Consider the following 22,389-nt stretch of genomic DNA (forward strand, 5'->3'; position numbering starts at 1 on the left):
CATGGACTTTTTCAGTATATTCGGGAATGAACCTACTTTTTAGCATTTAATAATTATGGCATAAATTTCACTTGTACAGGAACCAAAGAATCCGTTACCGTTCCGTTCCCCAACTGACCATAGTTGTTCCGGCCAAAGCTCCATACGGTGCCGTCTTCCTGAACTACCTCGCTATAGTACAGCCCTGCAGCTATTGTCGCTCCTTTGCTAATTCCCGGTACTTGGACAGCCTTGCTCATCGATGTCGTATTTCCCGTTCCCAACTGGCCGTAAGAGTTATTCCCCCAACTCCATACACTGCCATCCGCTTTGAGTGCCAGGTTATGGCTATACCCACTGGATATTTCAACAATACCACTGAGTCCAGGAATTTGGATCGGTGCGCTTCGAGTTGTCGTCGTGCCATCTCCTAACTGGTAGGAATTGTTATACCCCCAGCCCCATACCGTACCATCCGATTTGAGCGCAATCGCATGGTTGTATCCCGAAACCACTGCCACAATCCCCTCCATACCGCTAATCTGTTTCGGAGGGGAATAACTCATATCCCACACGCTTCCATCACTCTTCAGTGCAAAGATACCATAACCGCCTGCACTTACTTGGACTACTCCATCAATTCCACTTTTCTTCGCCAAAGACTGTGCATTACTAGTTTTAGAAATCCACAACGTCCCATCCTGCTTTGTTATATAGTTCGTATCCCCATAGGCTTCTATATCTACTGCTTCTTTAGCAAGCTGAACAGGTGATTTGTTGCCTTTATGACCCCAACCCCATACGGTGCCATCCGACTTTAAGGCCAATGTATGGCTCCCTCCTGTTGCCACATCAACAATTTGGCTTATGCCCGGTACTTGTATAGCTCCGGTTTGGTTCGTCGTCGTGCCATCTCCCAACTGACCATTGCCGTTATATCCCCAGCTCCATACACTTCCGTCTGATTTAGCGTACACTGTATGGCTTTCTTCACCATCAATAACCGATTTAACTTGGGCTGCGCTATTAACTTCCAGCCATTTAGCTTCGCTCCATGCCGACCATGCATGACCGTCTTTGACACGTACCTGCACCTGCAATTTCTGACCTGTAGGCAGGGCCTGACTCACGGTCCAACGGTTACTCACTGTGTTGCTGTTCGATGCAACTTCTCCTGAATCTACCAGTACCTCGCCATTCTCATTCAAAACTTGGACCTGGTAATGGCTGAAGACAGTCCCAATCTCCAAATCTGTCTGCTTCCATCCCACAGATGGTTGCGTTACTTTTGCTACGGACGGAGAAGTTTGGGTTCCCATTGGATAATTCAGGCTTACCATAGGTGCCGTATTTTCTTTCATCTGCACGGGTACCCATGAATCCGTTACAGTTCCGTTCCCCAATTGACCGGAGTTGTTCCGACCAAAGCTCCATACATTACCATCTTCCTGGACAACTTCGCTATAATACTGTCCTGCACCTATTGTCACTCCGTTGCTGATTCTCGACACTTGGACAGCCTTGTTCATCGATGTCGTATTTCCCGTTCCCAGCTGGCCATAGGAGTTATCCCCCCAACCCCATACACTGCCATCCACTTTGAGCGCCAGGTTATGGCTATATCCGCTGGATATTTCAACAATGTCACTGAGTCCAGGGATTTGGATCGGTGTGCTTCGGGTTGTTGACGTTCCATCTCCCAGTTGCCCGTAAGAGTTATATCCCCAGCTCCATACCGTACCATCCGATTTGAGCGCAATCGCATGCTTGTATCCCGAAGCCACTGCTACGATCCCCTCCACACCGCTAATCTGTTTCGGAGGGGAATAACTCATATCCCACACACTTCCATCACTCTTCAGTGCAAATACACCATAACCACCTGCACTTACTTGTACAATCCCATCGATTCCATTTTTCTTCTCCAAGGACTGTGCATTACTGGTTTTAGAAATCCATAACGTCCCATCCTGCTTTGTTATATAGTTCGTATCACCATAGGCTTCTATATCTAATGCTTCTTTAGCAAGCTGAATAGGTGACTTGGCAGGAGGGGAACCCGCCTGATTATTGTCTTTATGGCCCCACCCCCATACGGTACCGTCCGACATTAAGGCTAGTGTATGATTGCCTCCTGCCGCCACATCGACGACTTCGCTCATACCCGGCACCTGAACTGCTCCAGTTTGGCTGGTTATCGACACATCCCCCAACTGACCATTGCCATTATATCCCCAAGTCCATACACTTCCGTCTGCTTTGGCATACACTGTATGGTTTTCTTCACCGTCAATAACCGCTTTGATTTTAGCTATACCGTTGACTTCCAACCACTTGGCTTCGCTCCAGGCCGACCATGTGTGGCCGTCCTTGACGCGTACCTGTACCTGCAGTTTTTGGCCGACTGGCAGCGCCTTGCTCATCGTCCAGCGGTTCGTCGCCGTCGTGCCGTTTGACGCCACTTCGCCCGAATCCACCACAATCTCGCCGGTCTCATTCATCACCTGAACCTGGTAATGGCTGAATACTGTGCTCGCTTCCAAATCCGCCTGCTTCCATTCCACAGATGGTTGCGTTACTTTCGCTACGGATGGGGAGGATTGAGTTCCTAATGGATAATTCAGGCTTACCACAGGTGCCGTATTTTCTTTCATCTGCACAGGTACCCATGAATCTGTTACGGTTCCGTTCCCCAATTGGCCGGAGTTGTTCCGGCCAAAGCTCCATACGGTGCCGTCTTCCTGAACTACCTCGCTATAATACTGTCCTGCGCCTATCGTCACTCCTTTGCCGATTCCCGGCACTTGGACAGCCTTGTTCATCGATGTCGTATTCCCCGTGCCTAGTTGGCCGTAAGAGTTATTCCCCCAACTCCATACACTGCCATCCGCTTTGAGTGCCAGGTTATGGCTATACCCACTGGATATTTCAACAATGCCACTGAGTCCAGGAATTTGGATCGGTGTGCTTCGGGTTGTTGACGTTCCATCTCCCAGTTGCCCGTAAGAGTTATACCCCCACCCCCATACCGTGCCATCCGATTTGAGCGCAATCGCATGGCTACTTCCTGATGCCATCGACACAATTCCCTCCACACCGCTAATCTGTGTTGAAGTGGAGGAATTCACATTCCACACACTTCCATCACTCTTCAGTGCAAAGACGCCATAATCGCCTGCACTTACTTGGACTACTCCATCAATTCCACTTTTCTTCGCCAAAGACTGTGCATTACTAGTTTTAGAAATCCACAACGTCCCATCCTGCTTTGTTATATAGTTCGTATCCCTATAAGCTTCTATATCTACTGCTTCTTTAGCAAGCTGAACAGGTGATCTGTTGTCTTTATGACCCCAACCCCATACGGTGCCATCCGACTTTAAGGCCAATGTATGGCTCCCTCCTGTTGCCACATCAACAATTTGGCTTATGCCCGGTACTTGTATAGCTCCGGTTTGGTTCGTCGTCGTGCCATCTCCCAACTGACCATTGCCGTTATATCCCCAGTTCCATACACTTCCGTCTGATTTAGCGTACACTGTATGGCTTTCTTCACCATCAATAACCGATTTAACTTGGGCTGCGCTATTAACTTCCAGCCATTTAGCTTCGCTCCATGCCGACCATGCATGACCGTCTTTGACACGTACCTGCACCTGCAATTTCTGACCTGTAGGCAGGGCCTGACTCACGGTCCAACGGTTACTCACCGTCGTACTGCTTGATGCCACTTCACCCGAATCCAATACGATTTCGCCAGTCTCATTCATCACCTGCACTTGGTACTGGCTGAACACGGTACTCGCTTGTGCATCTGTTTGTCTCCATTCCACAGACGGCTGCGTTACTTTCGCTACGGATGGAGAAGCCTGGGCTCCCATTGGATAATTCAAACTTACCACAGGTGCCGTATTTTCCTTCATTTCCACAGGCACCGAGGAGTCCGTTACCGTTCCATTCCCCAATTGTCCGTAATCGTTCCGTCCAAAGCTCCACACAGTACCATTTTCCTCTACGACCTCGCTATAGTATTGTCCTGCAGATATCGCTACTCCTCTGCTGATTCCCGGCACTTGGACTGCTTTACTCATCGATGTTGTGCTTCCCAATCCTAGCTGGCCGTAGTAGTTATATCCCCAACCCCACACTGTACCATCTGATTTGAGTGCCAAATTGTGATAACGCCCGCTGGATATTTCGATAATGCCACTTAACCCAGGAATTTGTATGGGCGTACTTCTGGTAGTTGGCGTTCCATCTCCCAATTGATAGTATCCGTTATTTCCCCAGCCCCATACCGTACCATCCGATTTGAGCGCAATCGCATAGTTGTATCCCGAAGCCACTGCTACGATCCCCTCCACACCGCTAATCTGTTTCGGAGGGGAATAACTCATATCCCACACACTTCCATCACTCTTCAGTGCAAATACACCATAACCACCTGCACTTACTTGTACAATCCCATCGATTCCATTTTTCTTCTCCAGGGACTGTGCATTATTGATTTTAGAAATCCATAACGTCCCATCCTGCTTCGTTATATAGTTCGTATCACCATAGGCTTCTATATCCACTACTTCTTTAGCAAGCTGAATAGGTGACTTGGCAGGAGGGGAACCCGCCTGATTATTGTCTTTATGACCCCACCCCCATACGGTACCATCCGACTTTAGGGCTAACGTATGCTTTCCTCCTGTCGCTACCTCGACAACTTCGCTCATGCCCGGTACCTGAACCGCTCCGGTTTGGCTGATTAGCGTTCCATTTCCCAACTGACCATTGCCATTATATCCCCAAGTCCATACACTTCCGTCTGCTTTGGCATACACTGTATGGTTTTCTTCACCGTCAATAACCGCTTTGATTTTAGCTATACCGTTGACTTCCAACCACTTGGCTTCGCTCCAGGCCGACCATGTGTGGCCGTCCTTGACGCGTACCTGTACCTGCAGTTTTTGGCCCACCGGCAACGCCTTGCTCACCGTCCAGCGGTTGGTCGCCGTCGTACTGTTTGACGCCACTTCGCCCGAATCCACTACGATTTCGCCAGCCTCATTCATTACCTGCACCTGGTAATGGCTGAATACTGTACCAGTGACTAATGCCTTCTGAGTCCACTCAATACTAGGTAAAGGACTCAACACCGATGATGGTGCTTCCTGCGATCCTGAAGGGTAGGTCAGTTGGACATCCATATTATCTCTTATTTCCATCCAACTCGGTGTACTCCACTCTGACCAGCCATTCTGATCCTTAGCACGTACCTTAACCTTTAATTTGGTATTCCGTGGTAGCTCTTTATCTACCGTCCATTGATTTTCTGCGCCTGTTCTTTCCGTCTGAATTTCGCCACTATCCGCTACTACACCATCAGCCTCATCCATAAACTGAACTTGGAAATATTCAAATTTATTTGTACTCGTTTGCTTCCAAGTTACCGTTGGTTGCGAAAGAGTCATGATCGTTGGAGATGTGCTTAATCCGTCTGGATAGGTTAGGCTAACCTGCGCTTGCTCTTGCACTACTATCCAAGTCGGTTGACTCCATGCTGACATCCATCCATTTTCATCTTGTACTCGTACCATAACCTTTAACGGAACATTAAACGGTAAGACTTTGTTTGATTTCCACTTACCTTTACTATCCGTTGTTGTTTGGCTTACAGTCCCTGAATCACTGATTACTTTCCCCGCGCTATCCGCTATACTCACCTGAAACGCGGTAACTTTGGATGACTCAGAAACGATCTGAGTCCATTCAATGCTTGGTTCCCGGTTCGTGGTAATCGTAGGTGCATCTTGAGTACCGGAAGGATAGCTCACGCTAACTTCATTAGGCTTTAACACCTTGAGCCACTTGCCTTCGCTCCATGCTGACCAAAGCAGACCATCATTGACACGAACTCTCACTTGTATAGCCTGTTCCATTGGCAACTTCTCAGTAATATTGAAACTGGAGTCTTTATATTTACTCTCTTGCTCGATCTCTCCAGAATCATAGATCACCTCACCAAGCTTATTTAAAGCCTGTACCTGGAAGGCGCTGAACACTGTCCATGACGAATCGTCAGTTTGTCCCCATTCAATCCGGGGAGTTGAATTTGTTTGTAATGTCGGCTGCAATTCACTGCCCGTTGGATAAGTAATATTCGCAACTGGTGCCATATTTTCTTTGAATTTAAGTTTCACTGGCACAGCACTATTATTATATGTTCCGTCTCCCAGCTGACCTGATCTGTTGAGTCCCCAGGACCAAACTGTTCCGTCCTTCGCTAACGCATTAGCATGCGCATAACCCGCAGAGATGGTTACTATATTATCCAGACGTTCAATTCGCTGCGGAACAGAACTGGACGAAAGCGTTCCGGTTCCTAATTTTCCATCTTCTCCGTCTCCCCATGTCCAAACCTTTCCTTCAGCGGTCAGTGCTAAACTGAAGCCGTCCCCGGCCGCAATCGCAACAACATGAGAAAGACCCGGCACTACACTTGGAACATCTGAGCTTGTTTTACTTCCTGTTCCTAATTGCCCGGAAGAGTTGTCTCCCCAGCTTAAGACCGTTCCATCTCTTCTCAACACAAGAGCATGGTCCGCTCCTACAGCTGCCCCCACAATACTTTGAAGTGATTTCACTTGAGAAGCTGATTCATTTTTTATGCTCCATACCGTTCCATCTTGCTTTACAGCAAGCGTTGCAAAGCGCCCCACCGAGATCGAATTAAACTTAGCCTCACTAATCTCCCATATATTTCTTTTATCTAAATCGTTTGCCCAAAAATGTAAGTCCCCCTCCTGTGTTATCACATAGCCAGAATGACTATCAGGCTCTCCGACGGCATACACAGCATCGTTAACATTCCAATACAATTGTCTCGGCTCATGCGTACCATCTCCCCATGACCAAACAGTGCCATCTTTGTTTACCGCCCTGATCTTTTCATAACTGGCAGTAACATTTGCCAATCCTTTTATTGGAACATAGTTAGCCTCAGGCTCTTTACCGCCATTCCATGTCCCCAGACTTCCATTATCACCATTTCCCCAAGCGAACACCTGCCCCGATTGGTTGAGAAGTATGGAAAAGTCTAATCCGCTTGCCAACATTGCATTCGTATGTGATACAGGGACTTCAAACCCATCCCAGGTCAAAGCAATCTCATTACTTTGGGTCGACACGTTCCCACTTTCATCAACGGCAACTACGTAAAATGAATAATCCTTCCCTGCCTCCAAATCTTGAACAAGGAACTCATTTGTAGTAGAAGAGCCTATTAACTCTTTGTTCATATAAATCAGGTATTCGCTTACTTCAAAATTGTCCTTCGATGCCGTCCATTCCAATTGCATGGTCGAAGCTGTCCGATCTTTAATCTTAAGACTTGAAGGAGCTGTCGGCGGAATTACGTCCAAGAACTCATCCCCATCAAATTGGAGCTGAATCGGCCGTGATTCAAACGGTGTGTCATCGGTAATACTATCAGGATTATCAACAGTTCCCCAATACCAATATTCCTCGTCCTTTGTAACAACAGTTGCAACATGTTTATTTGCATGCACAGCATCAACACGAGACATCACTATTTGGGGAGTAAACTGTTCAGTTGTTTCCCCTATGCCAAGTTGACCATAATTATTTTTGCCCCATGACCACAGTGTATCATCGTCTTTCTTGGCTAAAACATACTCTGGTTCGCTAGCAGGCGCCGCTATTAATTCCACTACGTGGTTGAAGTTCTCCATGCGGGCTGCCACGTCATAATCATTTCTCCAGTTTTTTTTGTCTATAACTCTACCAATTAAACTGGAACCGCGTCCTCCTCCCCAAGAGTACATCTTGCCGCCGTCCACTGAAGCAAAACCTACACCTTCCAGCGCAAAAATCTTATCCACTCTTAATAGTGACACATATGAAAAAACTGTATTCTTTTCATTGTTAGCTACGAATGTGGATTGCCCCTCCCCTGTGCTCGTCTTCACTGTAGGGTCACCAAGCTGACCTCCGTAATTATATCCCCATGATTTGATGGCGGCATGGTATCCTTTTTCCGTCTGGGGATCATAGGTACTACCAGTCAAGGCTAGACTATAACTACTTGCTGCAGCAATAGCGGTAAAGTCGCCCTCAGCATTTAAATTGGTTGAAACCGGCGTCGAACTGAATCTTACAATATGATTATCTCCCCATGTATAGACTTTTCCATTTATCAGAGCTAATGAGTGAAATGCACCAAGCGATATATCGGTTGCACCATACAGACTCGGAACCAGTTGTGGTTGCTCGAAATTCCCGTCGCTGTCCAATTTCACATCGTTACCCCAAGCCCAAACTGCCCCATCTTCTTTCTGAGCAAAAATTTGCTCATCCCGAATGAAAAATTTATCGGATGCAGACAGATTTTCTATCAGAATAGGTGTAGGGCTATTAACTGGAGCTCCTCCCCAAGCCCATACTGTTCCGTCTTTCTTGCCAGCGATGGTGAACTTCCTGCTTGTTTTAATAAAAGTAACGTCTGAAATCATGTTTATTTTTCTGGGTCTTTTATTGCTCAATGTCGTGCCATTACCAAGCTGCCCGTATTCATTTTTCCCCCAAGTCCACACTGAACCATCGGGTTTTAACAAAACAAAGAAGTTATCTCCAATCGTAAAATCAGGCCGACTCGGTGTTTCAAAAATATAGGGTTTACTCTCTTCAGACTCGTTACCTGCCGCATCATAAGAGCGGAACTTAAATACAAATACTGTGTTAGGTTTTAACCCCACCATAGAAATGGATGGTTTTGTGGTCTCAGTGAGTAACGTTCCTTGAAGATCGTATATGTTATATCCAGCTACCCCAATATTGTCCGAAGCCCCCGACCAGACTAAATCAACCCGGTTATGTCTCAAAATCGTATGTTTAATTTCAGTTGGAGGCTTTGGCGGTGTTGCATCATATCGCGAATATTTTTGAACTACCGGGCTATAGTTCCCGGCCTGGTCAAATGAACGGAAAAAGAAAGGCGTTTCTCCTTCACTCCAATAAGAAAATGGTGCGAAGTATTCTGCCCAATTCGTCTCGTTTCCGACGCTATATTCATAACGCAACTTTTCCGGTTCATTCTGTTCTATGTACCTTTGAATTGCGATGGTTGTCGGCTCAGCTAGCCAGTCTTCAGCCATGTCAACCACAGGGGCAACCGGGGCTGTTTGGTCAACTTGAATTTCAGCGCTGGATTCCTCACTCATATTCCCCGCATAGTCTACTGATCGAGCATAGACAATCTGCTCTTCCTGGGATACGACGAACGGACCTGTGTAGGTTTGCCAGGATCCATTGTTTATTTTGTACTCCGTCTTCCGCACCCCGCTGCTATCGTCTGCTCCATCCACGACGGTCACCGTTATGCTATCCTTGGTCCAGCCCATAGGATCGGTCAGAATGGATGGAGCATCCGAAGCCTCGGAGTCAATCATGACTTTGATCTTACGATCTTTCTCCTTATTGCCGAGCACATCAATAGCACGATAATAAATCAAGGTGCCCGACTCCTTCGTGACAGGAAACGGCTCTGAATAGGTGTTCCAATTAAGTCCCTTATCGTAGCTATACTCTATTTTCTCAACTCCAGAGTAGGCATCTTCCGAAGTTAGGCGAATTTTTGTTTCACCATTATAATAACCACTTTCCGTTTGATTGCCCAAAATCTCGGCTGTTGTGATTGGGGCAGAATCATCCGCTTTCACCTTTAAGGTGACCGAACCGCCAGTACCCTCCGATTCGCTGGCCCGATAGTTAATCGCGTAGGCACTTCCAGGACTCAGTTCAAGCGGATCATTGTATGAATTCCATGTCTTGCCTCCATCCATACTGTACTCCGTTGCATTGGTAAAAGTCACCTTAACCGGCCCATAATAATAACCGTTTTCTCCTTGATGACCGTCAATATTCACACCTGCAGCAGCCTGAGCTGCTACGGATGGAACATGGAACGGAATTTGGGTAATGAGTAATACTACGATCATTAATAGGTTGAAATATTTTCTCAAAATCACTACCTCCGGTGTTATCCTCAAATTACTCGCTTCGCTCCACTTCATGCCATTTCGAGTCCAATAGAATCGGCGGGATATAAATGAGCTCGGCAAGCTCATAGTCAAGGTTGTAGGTTAGTCGTCCCACCAGCAACTCCTTATTCGCATTCTTTTGCATTTTCCAATGAGCGCTGGCTACGGCTTTCCCTTCGTCCAGAAGCTTCATCGCTTCATCCCAACTCATTTCCGGACCTTTATTTTGCTCCAGTTCTACCAGATAATTCTCGTACCGCTGCTTCATTGCAATTTCGTCTTCTTTCGTGAACTCCGAGTCCCAAACTAGGTCAAAGCTCAGTATTTTAAGACCAGCCTCCAACACAGCATTACGAAACTCGTCAGAAACATAGATACGGGACCCGACTAATTCTGGTACTTTAAATATGTGTCTCTTTTCACTCCCCATAATCATTTCCTCATGAAGGTACATATTTTCATATGAAAAAATCTTATTTGACTCAATGATCGGGACAGAATTCGTTTTATCTACACAATCCAAGACATTGATTACATTACAGAAATAAAAATTGTATTTATCGTCCTGTAAAGGGAGTATTTCAACCAAGTTACCTATTAAGGGCTCAAGGGTTGAAACTGCCCTCTCACTAAGCACAAGTACCCCGGGAGAAAAACTTGGAAAATCAATATATTTACCTTTATCCTTTTCATACACAACAGTTAGTGGTTTCCATTTTTGTTTGATTTCTTTTGCATAAAAAATGTTATCTAGTAATTGATCTACTTCTTGGTTTAGCCTATCTTCCACTGTAATATGCAACGTTTTATGACCGGAATTTATTTCCCAAATTTTCATTTCTCAACACCCTCCGGTGCGGTCCTATAGTTACTCGCTCCGCTCCACTTCATGCCATTTCAGATCCAAAAGAATCGGTGGGATATAAATTAACTGCGCAAATTCATAATTCAGGTCATAGGTTAACTGACCAACCAGCAATTCTTTATCCGCATTCTTTTGCAATTTCCAATGACCACTGGCTACTGCTTTCCCCTCGTCAAGAAGTTTCATGGCTTCATTCCAACTCATTTCTGTGCCTTTGTTTTGCTCCAATTCTGCAAGATAATCTTCGTATCGCTGCTGCTCTGCAATCTCATCTTCCTTCGTAAACTCCGAATCCCAGACCTGTATGAAATCCAGCCCCTTTAGACCAGCTTCTAAAACAGCATCACGGAACTCATCGGAAACATATACTCGTGTTCTTACCAATTCAGGGATTTTAAAAATATGTCTTCTCTCTGTTTGAAGCAAATCTTCTTTAAAATACAAGCTGTGGTAAGATATTATTTTATCAAGCATGATTTCAGGAACGGATTTCTCATGATCAACACAATCAAGAATGTTGATCACGTTACAAAAATAGAAATTATATTTATCGTCTATTAAGGGTAAAAATTCAACTAATCCATCAATTAAAGGTTCCAGAACTGATACTGCGCGATCATTGAAAACATTCATAGCAGGAGCATATCTAGGGAAGTCAATAGACTTCCCCTTATCAGCTTTGTAGAGTACTCTTAGTGGCCTCCATTCTTGTTGCATGGATTGCCCTCTTGAGATATTACCTAGCATTTCATCAATTTGTGGATTTGTTTCATCTTCAATATCAACCATTAATGGTTTATAACCTGAGCTAAGCTGCCATATTTTCATTATTGATGCCTCCATTAGTTTAATGCTTTTTTCAAACTCAACTCACCGGATAGTAACTTCTCTCTTATATCTTGTAGCACTGCTAAGGTCCCTTCTTTGTCTCCCTCAAATTCTTTTAATCTGTTATACACGTAATCATAGTACTTTACAGCATGTCCTCCATTATGATTTGCAACTTTCCCACCCCAAACGTACAAGTTCTGATCTACAACGTCATCAAATTCAATCATATCTCCCGTTCCCTTTTTTCCAGTCGGCAAGAAGACTCCATTTGCTGCAACGTTCACATCAGTAATACCTACTTTAGCAAGTAATGCACGCGCTCTAGGGTCTGATACTGCCACAATATGATGAGCAGCCCAATATCTAATATCGGGTGTGAGTATGGTAGGTTTCTTAACACCTGCTTTTTCCAACTCGGCAGCCAGAATGGTACTATTACCTCCCTTTGTTCTTTGGGTTAGCTTTGTAGTAGCGGTCTTAGCTATTTTATCATAAGCATCAAGATTACAAACTGAGTTATGAGTCCATATACCCAGGTTGGTTACATAATAGGTATGGAAATCCGCGACTGTAAAATTGTAAACTGTTGCATCAGTCTGTTCAATATCGATCTGTTCAATGGTTATATATTTATTTTCAGTTGTAACCAGTTGATCGCCAATTTCCAGTTCTTCAGCCAGTTTCCAGCCTTTATCCTTGATCCAAAACGGATGGTTATCCGTGGCAGATATCGTTTCACCACCAGCTTGGATATGATAAAGCTCATTTACCGGCTTATCAAAGGTGTAAGTAACCGGTTTGTATGCCTGCTCTCCTGTTTCTTCATTTTTGGATAACACCCTGTCGCCAACTTGAATCTCTTCAATGGGCTTCATGCCTTTATCGGTTAGAACAGGAGTACCTTCAGCAAAGCAGTTACATGGGGACTTCGCCGTGACGTCAGCCACCCTTAATACACCGACAATTTTCTTGCCGCCCTTAACGCCTTCACCTACAAACGGAATAAACCCAATGCCAGATACTATTGCATCATCTATATCCCCTTTAATTAAATTGACCGCCACACTAACGCCATCAGCGGGAATTCCTAAAATAGGTATCATGCCTGCTGCGTCGCTTATTTTGAGCAATTGAGTTAGTGCATCATCCTCCGGTGAATAAAAAAGCTTCTCCATCTCTTCTGTGATTCTTTGTCTGCCTGATTTACCATATATTTTATTGGCCCACTCTTGGTACGCACGTGGAGGTGAAATATCCGGTCTTTCATTCACATCTTTCGGTGTAAGTATATATTTCTGGTAATAATCCTTACATCTCTGACATTTATGTGTGTTTTCACTGGTTACTTTGAATTTTTTGTTGTACTCATACTCCGGAGGCAGCGGAATGATATTCAAGGGATTTAACGAACTATTAAAGACCTCTACCTCTAACCTGTTCTCCTGGCTATAACGCTTTTTCCCTTCTGGATAGATGTAGATATAGTAGAGTCCGTCTTCAGCGTAAAATTTGTTCTTAAATTCTCTGGCGTAGTTACCAAGATTTTCGGTGACCTTTCCAGTCCATTTATAGGGATAGGTTCCCCTTTTGACGTTTTGTATCGTTTCTCGGTGGACCCGATAGATAGAATCCGGTCTAGGCCCGGTAGCTATGAAAATTTCAACAACCAGATCGGCATTGTCAACTTTATTTTTGTAATTGAACTGAGGGATATATCTATTTTTTGCACCAGGCGTTGCATCAAAGCTTTTTCTATACCCTGCATCCTCTGTTTCTGAAGATATGGTAAACTCATCGTCCGAAGATTCGGTGACCGTGTCATCTACATACTGTACCAGTTCAACATCGTTAATAAAGAGAGTCATCGCATATTCAAAACTCTCAAAATTGTTAGCAGACCTGGTTCCCCAAGTTCCAACCAAACTATTCTGAACCCTTAAATAATAGGTGCCTGCGGGTAGACCAAAATTCCGTTCCCCGTCTGAACTGAAGTAACCATAAATATTCCCCGAGCTATCCTCAATTTGGCCGATCCCCTCAGACAAATGGATGTCCACTTGTTCGCCTGAATCCAAAATAACTTTGTAATAATCGACGTCATAGAGTGAACTGGCGCTAAACTCCTGACCACGTCCATCTTCCGTATATTGTTCGTCCCATTCAAGATATTGAGCTGTCTGTCTCGTGGATTGAAAGGCCTCTTCCACAGCCAAACTGGTTTGCAGGCCAATACCCGGATCACGATTGCTGATTTTCAAGTAGTACGTCCGGCCCTCGTTCAAGGTGTACTCTATCTTGGAATAAAGCTCCCCATAGGGTGCATTGCCTTGTACATCATCGTTGGATGCCATCAGCTTTGTCATGGAGTCGTCAGAATAGAGCTCCAGCATCGTGTCTTGAATTCTGCCTCGATTGCCAAACGTATAGAATCGGTATTTCCCGGTTGTCTCCGGGGTGAACGCATAATATCCCTGCTGGCTCGCTTCTGTCACGACCTCCGCGGCTTCACGATTCCGCAATTCTGCAAACGAAGCTTCTTGCTGGGTTATCATCAAGCGGGCTTTGAGAACCCCGTAACTGCCAACCTTGATATAATATGGCGTGCCTCCGGTGAGCTGCAGTTCTACTGTTGAAAATTCGGATGTCTCGTTATCATCGTTAAAACCGCCAGGCACTTTTTTGTTCATCGCGGTATTGCTGTATACCGTTAGCGTCGTATCGTTCCGATTGCTTGAAGAACCTTTATAATAAGAAGTGGTTATTTGGTAACGGCCATCGCTGCCAGGTACAAATACATAATAAGTGCTGTCCCCTTCTGCCTCGTTAATATCTTTCTTTTCATTTAATTGGATATACGGAACATCCGAGCTTAACACTTGTGCCTCTATCCGAACCTGCTTATTCGTTGTCTCGTAACCCGATAATTTAATGTAATAGGTTTCTCCGCCATTCAGCGGAAGCTTCAGCTCAGAAAACACAGATCCCTTCACATCATCACTATGCAAAATGGCGTCTGTATCTCTTCCACCCTCATATATCCAAAGCTGCGTGTCCGTTTGCGCTCCTGCACTGCTGGTGAATATTTTATAGCTGCCGGTAGCCGCCGGACGGAAAACAAACCATTGGGCCTGCCCTACTTTAATCGTCGGTGTCTGAGATACATTCACGATCAGCTCATTGATCGTCGTGCTGACCGTCGTCGATGCAAATGGGCTTGTTCCCGCCTTATAAACCGCAGCTACACTAACCGTATACTGGGTTTCTGATTGAAGACCGTTAATGGAATAGGTGGTATCCTGAGTTTGACCTACGGTAGCTCCATTCAACTGTACGATGTACGAAAGAGCGTTCGGCATAGCATCCCAGGTCAGCTTGATATCTTCTGCAGTGGCTACTGCTTGCAATCCCGTTGGTTTCAGCAAGGTGTCGTCGATCGGGATGACTGCACCTTTAACAACCGTAATTTTAAATTCCTTGTCATCCTGTGTTCCCTTGGCATTCGGAAAAGAGTACCTGATCACATACTCTCCTGGCTCCGTCTCTCCACTCGTCTGCCATGTGTACGGAATGTCTTTATTCAGTTCTGGATTTTCAAAAACGTAATGTTCCAGAATATTGGTAGGGGCCTTCTTGGGATATACATCAATATTCACCTTTTGATGCATATTCTCTCCGTTTAACCCGCCATTTAGCTTCAGAGATACCGTAGCTTTTTGACCCTGTGTGATCTGTTGTCCGTCCCCGACAAAATCATACGCTGTCAGCGTATACTCTCCTCCCCCCGCTGACGGAGGCAAAGTCTCCCCTTCTGCTCCTTCTTCAGGGTATTCTTCGTCAAAGGGTGGAATTGGTTTATCAGTAACACCCAGCGCTTTGGCAACATTGACCAAGCCATTTCCATAATCGTGAATCTCTCCCAATGGAGTAGCTGTACTATACAGTTTGTATGTAACATCCTCTACAGAGAGTGAAGGTTCCTTTGACCATATCAGCGCAGCCGATCCCGAGACATAGGCAGCAGCTGATGAAGTTCCTGACAGGGTTTTATAGCTGTTGTCCGTATAAGTACTCAATGTCACGCTACCCGGTGCTGCAATGTCCAGTTCATTGCCTGTGCTGGAGAAAGTAGCACGTTTGTGCGACTGATTCACCGCGCCTACAGCAACCACTTCAGGATACAAGGCCGGATAGCCTACTGTATTTTCGCCTTTACCGTAGTTGCCAGCCGCTGCAATGATAAGAATGCCATGTTTTTTTGCCAACTGAATGGCCTCATGCAGTGACTCACTATAGTCGTTGCTGACAAAGCTCATATTAATCACTTGAATATTGTTCTCGATAGCCCATTTGAGACCATCAATAATCGTACTCGCATATCCCTTGCCGTTGGAGCCAATAACCTTAACCGAGTACAGTTCGACATTGTTGGTCACGCCGCGAATACCATAATGATTGCGCAAGGCCGCGATAGTGCCCGCCATATGGGTACCATGTCCTTGCAAGTCTTCGACGATGGGTTCATTCTCCACAAAGGAGACCTTTTCAGTTACAGCCAGGTCCGAGTGAGCAGAGATGCCTGTATCGAATACAGCTACCTTAATTTTGGCATCTTCAGGTGCTTCGGTGATCAGGTTGGCACCGGTGGAATATACTCCCCAGGGGATTAATTCATTCTTCGCCGAGGAATCAGGTTCCGTTGACTCCTTATCCCCTTCTTGTTCTTTCTCCTCGACCGGGGCTTGATCTTCCTCGATGGTTGCAAGCACCATGGGCTGGTCAATTTCAATTTTGGTTGCGGTTCTGTCTTTAATCAGCTCATTGACCTCAGACATTGTTAAATCCATGACATATGTATTATCCAGAAGCTCTAACTTCTGTATCTCATCTATTCCCGTGGTTTCCATGGAATCGATCAGGTTGGCACCCTTATGGTTCAGTTCTACAATATATCGTTGTGTTGAATATACATCTCCGGTTACTGTGGGATCTTGCTCTTCTTCCTCAAAGATGTCTTCTCCGACATCGCCATAGACATCACTTGTAACTGTAGATGCGGCTGATTCAGCTTCGACTGGCGAAATCCCCTGCTCTTCAGCCAGACTGGCATAAAATGTAGCAGGAAAGCTGCCGCTTACGATCACAAGGATCATAAGAATAACTAGGACTTTCTTCATAACTAACCTCCGATTGAATTTGTCTATATTTCTTTTATATCGGAGATATTTTAAAAAATATTAGTAAATTAGTCTCATAAATCATAATTTTTTCCGTATACATGATCAATTAGAACCACTAACAATGTCCTATCAAACAATATGAAGAAGATTCTACTGAATTGAACACATGATTTCTGCAGTAAAACTGTAAAGTGCCAGCCGAAATTTTCTGGCTGACCCAATAAACATGCAAAGCTATTTTCACAAACCACGTCTCTGCAATGGTTCCTTACGCAAATGAATTACACAGTTCTCAAACAGGCCCGTTGCCCGAATGATGGATCCAGTACCTCTGAAGACTTTATGAAAATATCACATGGGCAACCGAATATAAAAACGGGCCCCGCTGTTATCGCTTTGCGCCCACACCTCGCCGTCATGGGCCTCCACCAGCTTTTTCACAATCGCTAGTCCCATGCCGCTTCCGCCTGTCTGCCTATTCCTCGACTTATCCCCACGGTAAAACCTTTCAAAAATATACGGCAGATCCTCCGCTGAAATCCCTGATCCCGTATCGCTAATGACGAGGTAAACCGCCCCTTTTTCCTTACGTTCCCGGACGCTGACAGCCCCCCCGGCAGGCGTATGGTGAAGGGCGTTGGTCAGCAGATTCACGAGAATCTGCTTCATCCGGTCCACATCCATAAGCAACCTGACATCTGAAATGCCCTCGTACCGGAGCCGCACCCCTTTCTCAAGAAAAGTGGCTTCCATCAGTGCAGCAGCCTTTCCGACAACGATCCGCAGACTCTCTTCTTTCCGTGAAAGCTGGAATTCCGGCGAATCCATTACATTCAACTCCTCCAGCTCACTGACGAGTTGGATCAAACGCTCCACTTCTTCCAGACAGGAGTGAATCCGCGCGGGCGTTGGCTCCCAGACCCCGTCCTGCAAGGCCCTCATGTGGCTCTTTAGCGTCGTCAGCGGCGTGCGCAGCTCATGAGCGATGTCCTGGGACATGGACATGCGCAGCGACTGCTGTTTCTGTAGTTGTTTGGACAGCCGATTCAGGGAGGCCCCAAGCTCCGCGATTTCATCCCTGCCTTCCGTGTTGACACGTACGTCCAGACTGCCCCTGCTGATCCATTCGGCAGCCTGTTTCATATGGACCAGCGGGCGGGAGATGCGTTTCGCAAAATAAACGCCGATAATGAACGCCAGCAGCAGGGAAAACAAACCTGTCAGCAGGATCGACTGAAGGAGGGCGCTCTCCAAATGATCCATCAATGGAGACAGTCTTTTACCTGCCAGTGAGACCTGATCCATATACATCGAGATATGATAATGAGCGGCAAACATGCTGATCACGGCAAAAATGGCAACGATGCCTGCGGCCATGCCAACGATAGTCACGGCCAGCCGGATATACAGCCGGTTAAACATCAGCCCTCACCGCCAAACCGGTAGCCAAAGCCGTACACCGTAAGAATGTAGCGCGGATTGCGGGGATCTTGCTCGATCTTTTGCCGTACATTTTTGACATGCTGATCGATAATGCGGATATCCCCATCAAACCCGAGACCCATCACCCTGTCGACCAGCTCCTCCCGCGGAAAGCGGCGCTGCGGATATTTGGCGAGCAGAAGCAACAGCTTATACTCACTTGGTGTAAGGCTGAGCGGCTCCGAATAGTGGTATACCTGATTTTTCAGCGAATCGATGCGGAGATGCCCGTTATTAAAAGAGATGACGTCCGCCAATAGCTGCGAATCATCTGTCCGGCGCAAGATCGCCTGTACTCTGGCAACCACCTCATTCGGGTCAAAGGGTTTGATCATATAGTCATCGGCCCCGATGGACAACCCGCTGATACGGTCCGCCTGGGCTATTTTTGCGGTCAGCATGAGAATCGGTACGGAACTGAATTTGCGCACCTCCCGGCAGACGGTCTCCCCTTCCATGCCGGGCAGCATCAGATCCAAGATGAGCAGATCAACCCGCTGGCTGCGCAGTACAGCCAACGCTTCCTCACCGCTCGCACATTCCAGTACGTGAAAATGCTCCTTCTGCAAATAAGAAGCCAGTACCTCGCGAATTTTCTGTTCATCATCTACCACCAAAACGGTTTTCAAGGCATGTCCCTCCGTCGCCCAAGTTATACCGGAATTATACCACTCCGAATATGTATGAATCCCCTTGCCTATTAATTTCACCATTTCTGTTTAACCTAAACTTGTGAATATCTTTTGAAGACCGCTGGAAAATGAAAAAGCACCGGAAGCAATCCCTCCAGTGCTTTAAGCGTTAACGTATTTGGAATGTCCGGATCACCCGGATCGATATGATATCTGTATTCAACGGGTCAACGGGTTTAAATGTCATGCTGTATAAATCATACAGTCTCACCTCAACGCCGTATTCTTTGAACTTGTCAGAAAAATCTCCAATCGTAGGCCTTGTCCCCGTTTCGCAAGTAATTCGGCACTCCTCAAGCTTGATTTCTCTACTTTTGTATACAAATTCCACATCCGATTGATAAATACTGCTCACCCTGTTATTTCTCCCTCCGAATTTAAGGTAGCTCAGCCGCCATAGATCCCTAATTGCATCCTTAGGCCTGCAGCTTTGCGTCCTTGCCTTTCGGCAAGTTTGCCCTTGACATAAATGGTGGATCCTCCACTTAAAATAATATAATATATTTTTTCTGTTTTTTCGACATCTTACCGCAAAAAACGCTATTCATCACTCTTGTTTACTTTTTCTATTGTAGTGTTATCATAGATTGTAGTTCCTTAATGGATATGTACATTTCTGAAAGAACCTATACACGTTCAGATTCTATAAAAACCAAAGTATCCCACTTATCATTCATTTTTCAGGAGGTAAACATATGGCTTACAATATCCCAGTCGAAGCAACGCTTGAGGTGATGGGCGGCAAATGGAAGGCAGTCATTTTGTGTCATCTGGATAAAGGCGATAAACGGACCAGCGAGTTGAAAAGACTGATGCCTAGTATTACGCAGAAGATGCTCACACAGCAGCTGCGGGAGCTGGAAGAGGATGGACTTGTGAAAAGGCAAATCTTCGAGCAGGTTCCGCCCAAGGTGGTGTATTCCCTGACCGACTACGGCTGGTCCCTGAAGCCTGTCCTGGATGCCATGTGCGCATGGGGCGAAAAGCATATTGAACAAGACGGTCAAGCAGTCGAGGTTTAATGCCGCTGCTTCGGAACATGCACTTAAATCATCTGCACACGGAAGAGCCGGATTCCTGTAACTCAGGACTCCGGCTTTTTCCGTGATCTGCGTCTTCTTTCCTCCCGCTCCCTTCCTAGTAGGTACCTGGAAGTACCTATAGTACTTCAAAGTACGTACTATTCTTTTTCACGCGAAGCATCCATAATAGCATTTGCCGGCCGGCTAAAATATAAAAATAGGAGTGGAACTGAACATGTCGTCGGACAATAAACGCAGTACTCTGTCGCTGCTGGCTTTGGCCATCAGTGCCTTTGCGATTGGGACAACGGAGTTCATCAGCGTGGGATTGCTTCCCCTTATCGCTGAAGACTTGAATATATCTGTAACCATGACCGGATTAACGGTCACTTTATATGCGTTGGGCGTTACGTTCGGCGCTCCGGTATTAACCTCTTTAACTTCAGGAATACCAAGAAAAACGCTGCTGATCTGGATTATGATCGTGTTCATTGCCGGCAATTCACTTGCAGCCTTCTCTAGTGGAATCGGCATACTGCTTGCGGCACGGGTCATTTCTGCTTTCTCGCACGGCGTATTTATGTCCATCGGTTCAACCATTGCGGCTGACCTTGTGCCGGAAAATCGGCGGGCAAGCGCCATCGCCATCATGTTTTCCGGCTTGACCGTGGCCACGATTACCGGGGTGCCCTTCGGTACGTTTCTCGGACAGCAACTGGGCTGGCGTGCAGCCTTTATAACCATAGCAGTGATCGGTATTATGGCCCTGATCGCCAACTTGATTCTCGTTCCAGGCAATCTGCGGAAGGGGGGCAAAACTCCGGTACGGGATCAGATCAAGCTGATTACCAACGGACGGCTGCTGCTTGCTTTTCTGATTACGGCTCTCGGATACGGAGGCACCTTTGTCGTCTTTACCTACCTGTCTCCCCTGCTGCATGATATTACCGGCTTTGGAGAGACAACCGTAGCTTTCATTCTGCTTCTGTACGGCCTTGCGATTGCCATCGGCAACATCATCGGCGGCAAGGCCGCCAACCGCAAGCCGCTTTCGGCGCTGCTGTATATGTTTATTATTCAGGCGGTGGTCCTGTTTATTCTGTTCTTCACGGCCCCATTTAAAGTGGCCGGCCTGATTACGATTCTTTTGATGGGCCTGTTCGCCTTCATGAATGTGCCCGGTCTTCAGGTGTACGTCGTGAACCTTGCCCAGCGTTTTGTGCCGCAAGCCGTGGATGTCGCTTCCGCAATCAATATCGCGGCCTTTAACGGTGGGATCGCTCTTGGCGCTTACTTGGGCGGCATCATCGTGGACGGTCCGGGACTTATCCACACTTCATGGATCGGCGGTCTAATGGTGGTCGGGGCTGTAATTTTGACAGGCTGGAGCCTGCTGCTCGCCAGAAAAGACAAAGACGCCCCCACCGGGGAAGCTGTATAATGTATTTATCCAAGGACTGTTTCTTCCTGCTGAGGAGCAGTCCTTTTGAATACGAGCCCCTGTGAAAGGAGAATGGCGTATTTTTGCTACCAAGGATATTTTGAGCGTATGGAGAAAATTCGATCATTTCCCGATGGAAACCTTAACAAAAGCATGGTACTTTCAAAAGAATTCCGGGATAAAGCAAAGAGAAGTAGCTCAAATGAAGGAGCATCACGAGCAGTATGGTATTACAGGCAATTGCTTTGACCTCGCTTTGTGGCTGCTGCATGAGTTTGAAAAAGAGGGAATTGAAGCCTATCCGATCGGCCATGATTTGGGTACACCGAATGCACATGTTGCCATCATTGCGAAAAATGAGGAAGGGCACCGCTATCTTTGCGATTTGGGAGATCAGTGGCTCAATCCGGTGCTGGTAGATGCCGATAGCGAAGATTATACTGATGAGAGATTAACAGGCTTCTTTCCTGCGGCAGAGATACAAGTGCAATCGGCTGGAGATTTATTCACCGTTCTATACCATAGGCCAAACGGAAAGAGCAGCGAGCAAAGCTTTCATCTTGCCTCTATCCCAATCCATGAGTTTTGGCAAGCAGCCGAAATCTCGCAAAATACAATTAAGAAGAGGCCTTTATTGGAATGCAGAGTTCCCTATAAGCATGAAACCGCCCATTGGGAATTTTATGACTGGGAAAGCTTTCTGAGCACAACCGAAGGATTATTCAACGAGCCTGAAGCAGAATCTATAGAACAATGGTGTACTAGAATCCACCAGAAAACGGGTTATGACACAAAGTTCCTCTCCGAGGCATTGAACATATACAAAAAAATGTGAAAACCGCCTACTGCAG

General features: G+C 46.1%; 10 protein-coding genes and 1 riboswitch. Of the genes, 3 read left to right on the forward strand and 7 right to left on the reverse strand.

The features are described 5' to 3' along the window. Nucleotides 1-53: 53 nt before the first annotated feature. The 7 genes from ACE41H_RS21960 to ACE41H_RS21990 form a co-directional block, all read right to left on the reverse strand. Complete coding sequence (locus tag ACE41H_RS21960) at nucleotides 54-10,010, reverse strand: RCC1 domain-containing protein (RefSeq protein WP_375357699.1); 9,957 nt, start codon at nucleotides 10,008-10,010, stop codon at nucleotides 54-56. A 28-nt stretch (nucleotides 10,011-10,038) separates the two neighbouring features. Next, entirely contained in the window at nucleotides 10,039-10,866 is an 828-nt protein-coding gene (locus tag ACE41H_RS21965) for an imm11 family protein (protein WP_375357700.1), read from the reverse strand. Between the two features lie 30 nt (nucleotides 10,867-10,896). Further along, nucleotides 10,897-11,721, reverse strand: a complete 825-nt coding sequence (locus tag ACE41H_RS21970) for an imm11 family protein (protein WP_375357701.1) — start codon at nucleotides 11,719-11,721, stop codon at nucleotides 10,897-10,899. 14 nt (nucleotides 11,722-11,735) lie between these two features. Continuing rightward, nucleotides 11,736-16,898: a S8 family serine peptidase gene (locus ACE41H_RS21975; RefSeq protein WP_375357702.1), complete on the reverse strand. Its 5,163-nt coding sequence runs from the start codon at nucleotides 16,896-16,898 to the stop codon at nucleotides 11,736-11,738. A 354-nt stretch (nucleotides 16,899-17,252) separates the two neighbouring features. Continuing rightward, nucleotides 17,253-18,323 (reverse strand): sensor histidine kinase, encoded by a 1,071-nt coding sequence (locus ACE41H_RS21980; protein ID WP_375357703.1) that lies wholly within the window; start codon nucleotides 18,321-18,323, stop codon nucleotides 17,253-17,255. After that, a complete protein-coding gene (locus ACE41H_RS21985) occupies nucleotides 18,323-19,012 on the reverse strand; it encodes a response regulator (protein WP_375357704.1) in 690 nt (229 codons plus the stop codon). The genes ACE41H_RS21980 and ACE41H_RS21985 overlap by 1 nt, the downstream gene beginning before the upstream one ends. 172 nt (nucleotides 19,013-19,184) lie before the next feature. Further along, complete coding sequence (locus ACE41H_RS21990; RefSeq protein WP_375357705.1) at nucleotides 19,185-19,430, reverse strand: hypothetical protein; 246 nt, start codon at nucleotides 19,428-19,430, stop codon at nucleotides 19,185-19,187. A gap of 23 nt (nucleotides 19,431-19,453) precedes the next feature. Then, a riboswitch (cyclic di-GMP riboswitch) is annotated at nucleotides 19,454-19,544 on the reverse strand. A 226-nt stretch (nucleotides 19,545-19,770) separates the two neighbouring features. Between ACE41H_RS21990 and ACE41H_RS21995 the strand changes: the two genes are divergently transcribed. From ACE41H_RS21995 to ACE41H_RS22005, 3 genes are all read left to right on the forward strand, one after another. Beyond that, nucleotides 19,771-20,097: a winged helix-turn-helix transcriptional regulator gene (locus ACE41H_RS21995; RefSeq protein ID WP_375357706.1), complete on the forward strand. Its 327-nt coding sequence runs from the start codon at nucleotides 19,771-19,773 to the stop codon at nucleotides 20,095-20,097. 235 nt (nucleotides 20,098-20,332) lie between these two features. Continuing rightward, a complete protein-coding gene (locus ACE41H_RS22000; protein ID WP_375357707.1) occupies nucleotides 20,333-21,538 on the forward strand; it encodes an MFS transporter in 1,206 nt (401 codons plus the stop codon). A gap of 79 nt (nucleotides 21,539-21,617) precedes the next feature. After that, nucleotides 21,618-22,373 (forward strand): hypothetical protein, encoded by a 756-nt coding sequence (locus tag ACE41H_RS22005; protein ID WP_375357718.1) that lies wholly within the window; start codon nucleotides 21,618-21,620, stop codon nucleotides 22,371-22,373. Nucleotides 22,374-22,389: the final 16 nt, after the last annotated feature.

This window comes from Paenibacillus enshidis, assembly GCF_042136365.1.
Classification (GTDB): Bacteria; Bacillota; Bacilli; order Paenibacillales; family Paenibacillaceae; genus Paenibacillus; species Paenibacillus enshidis.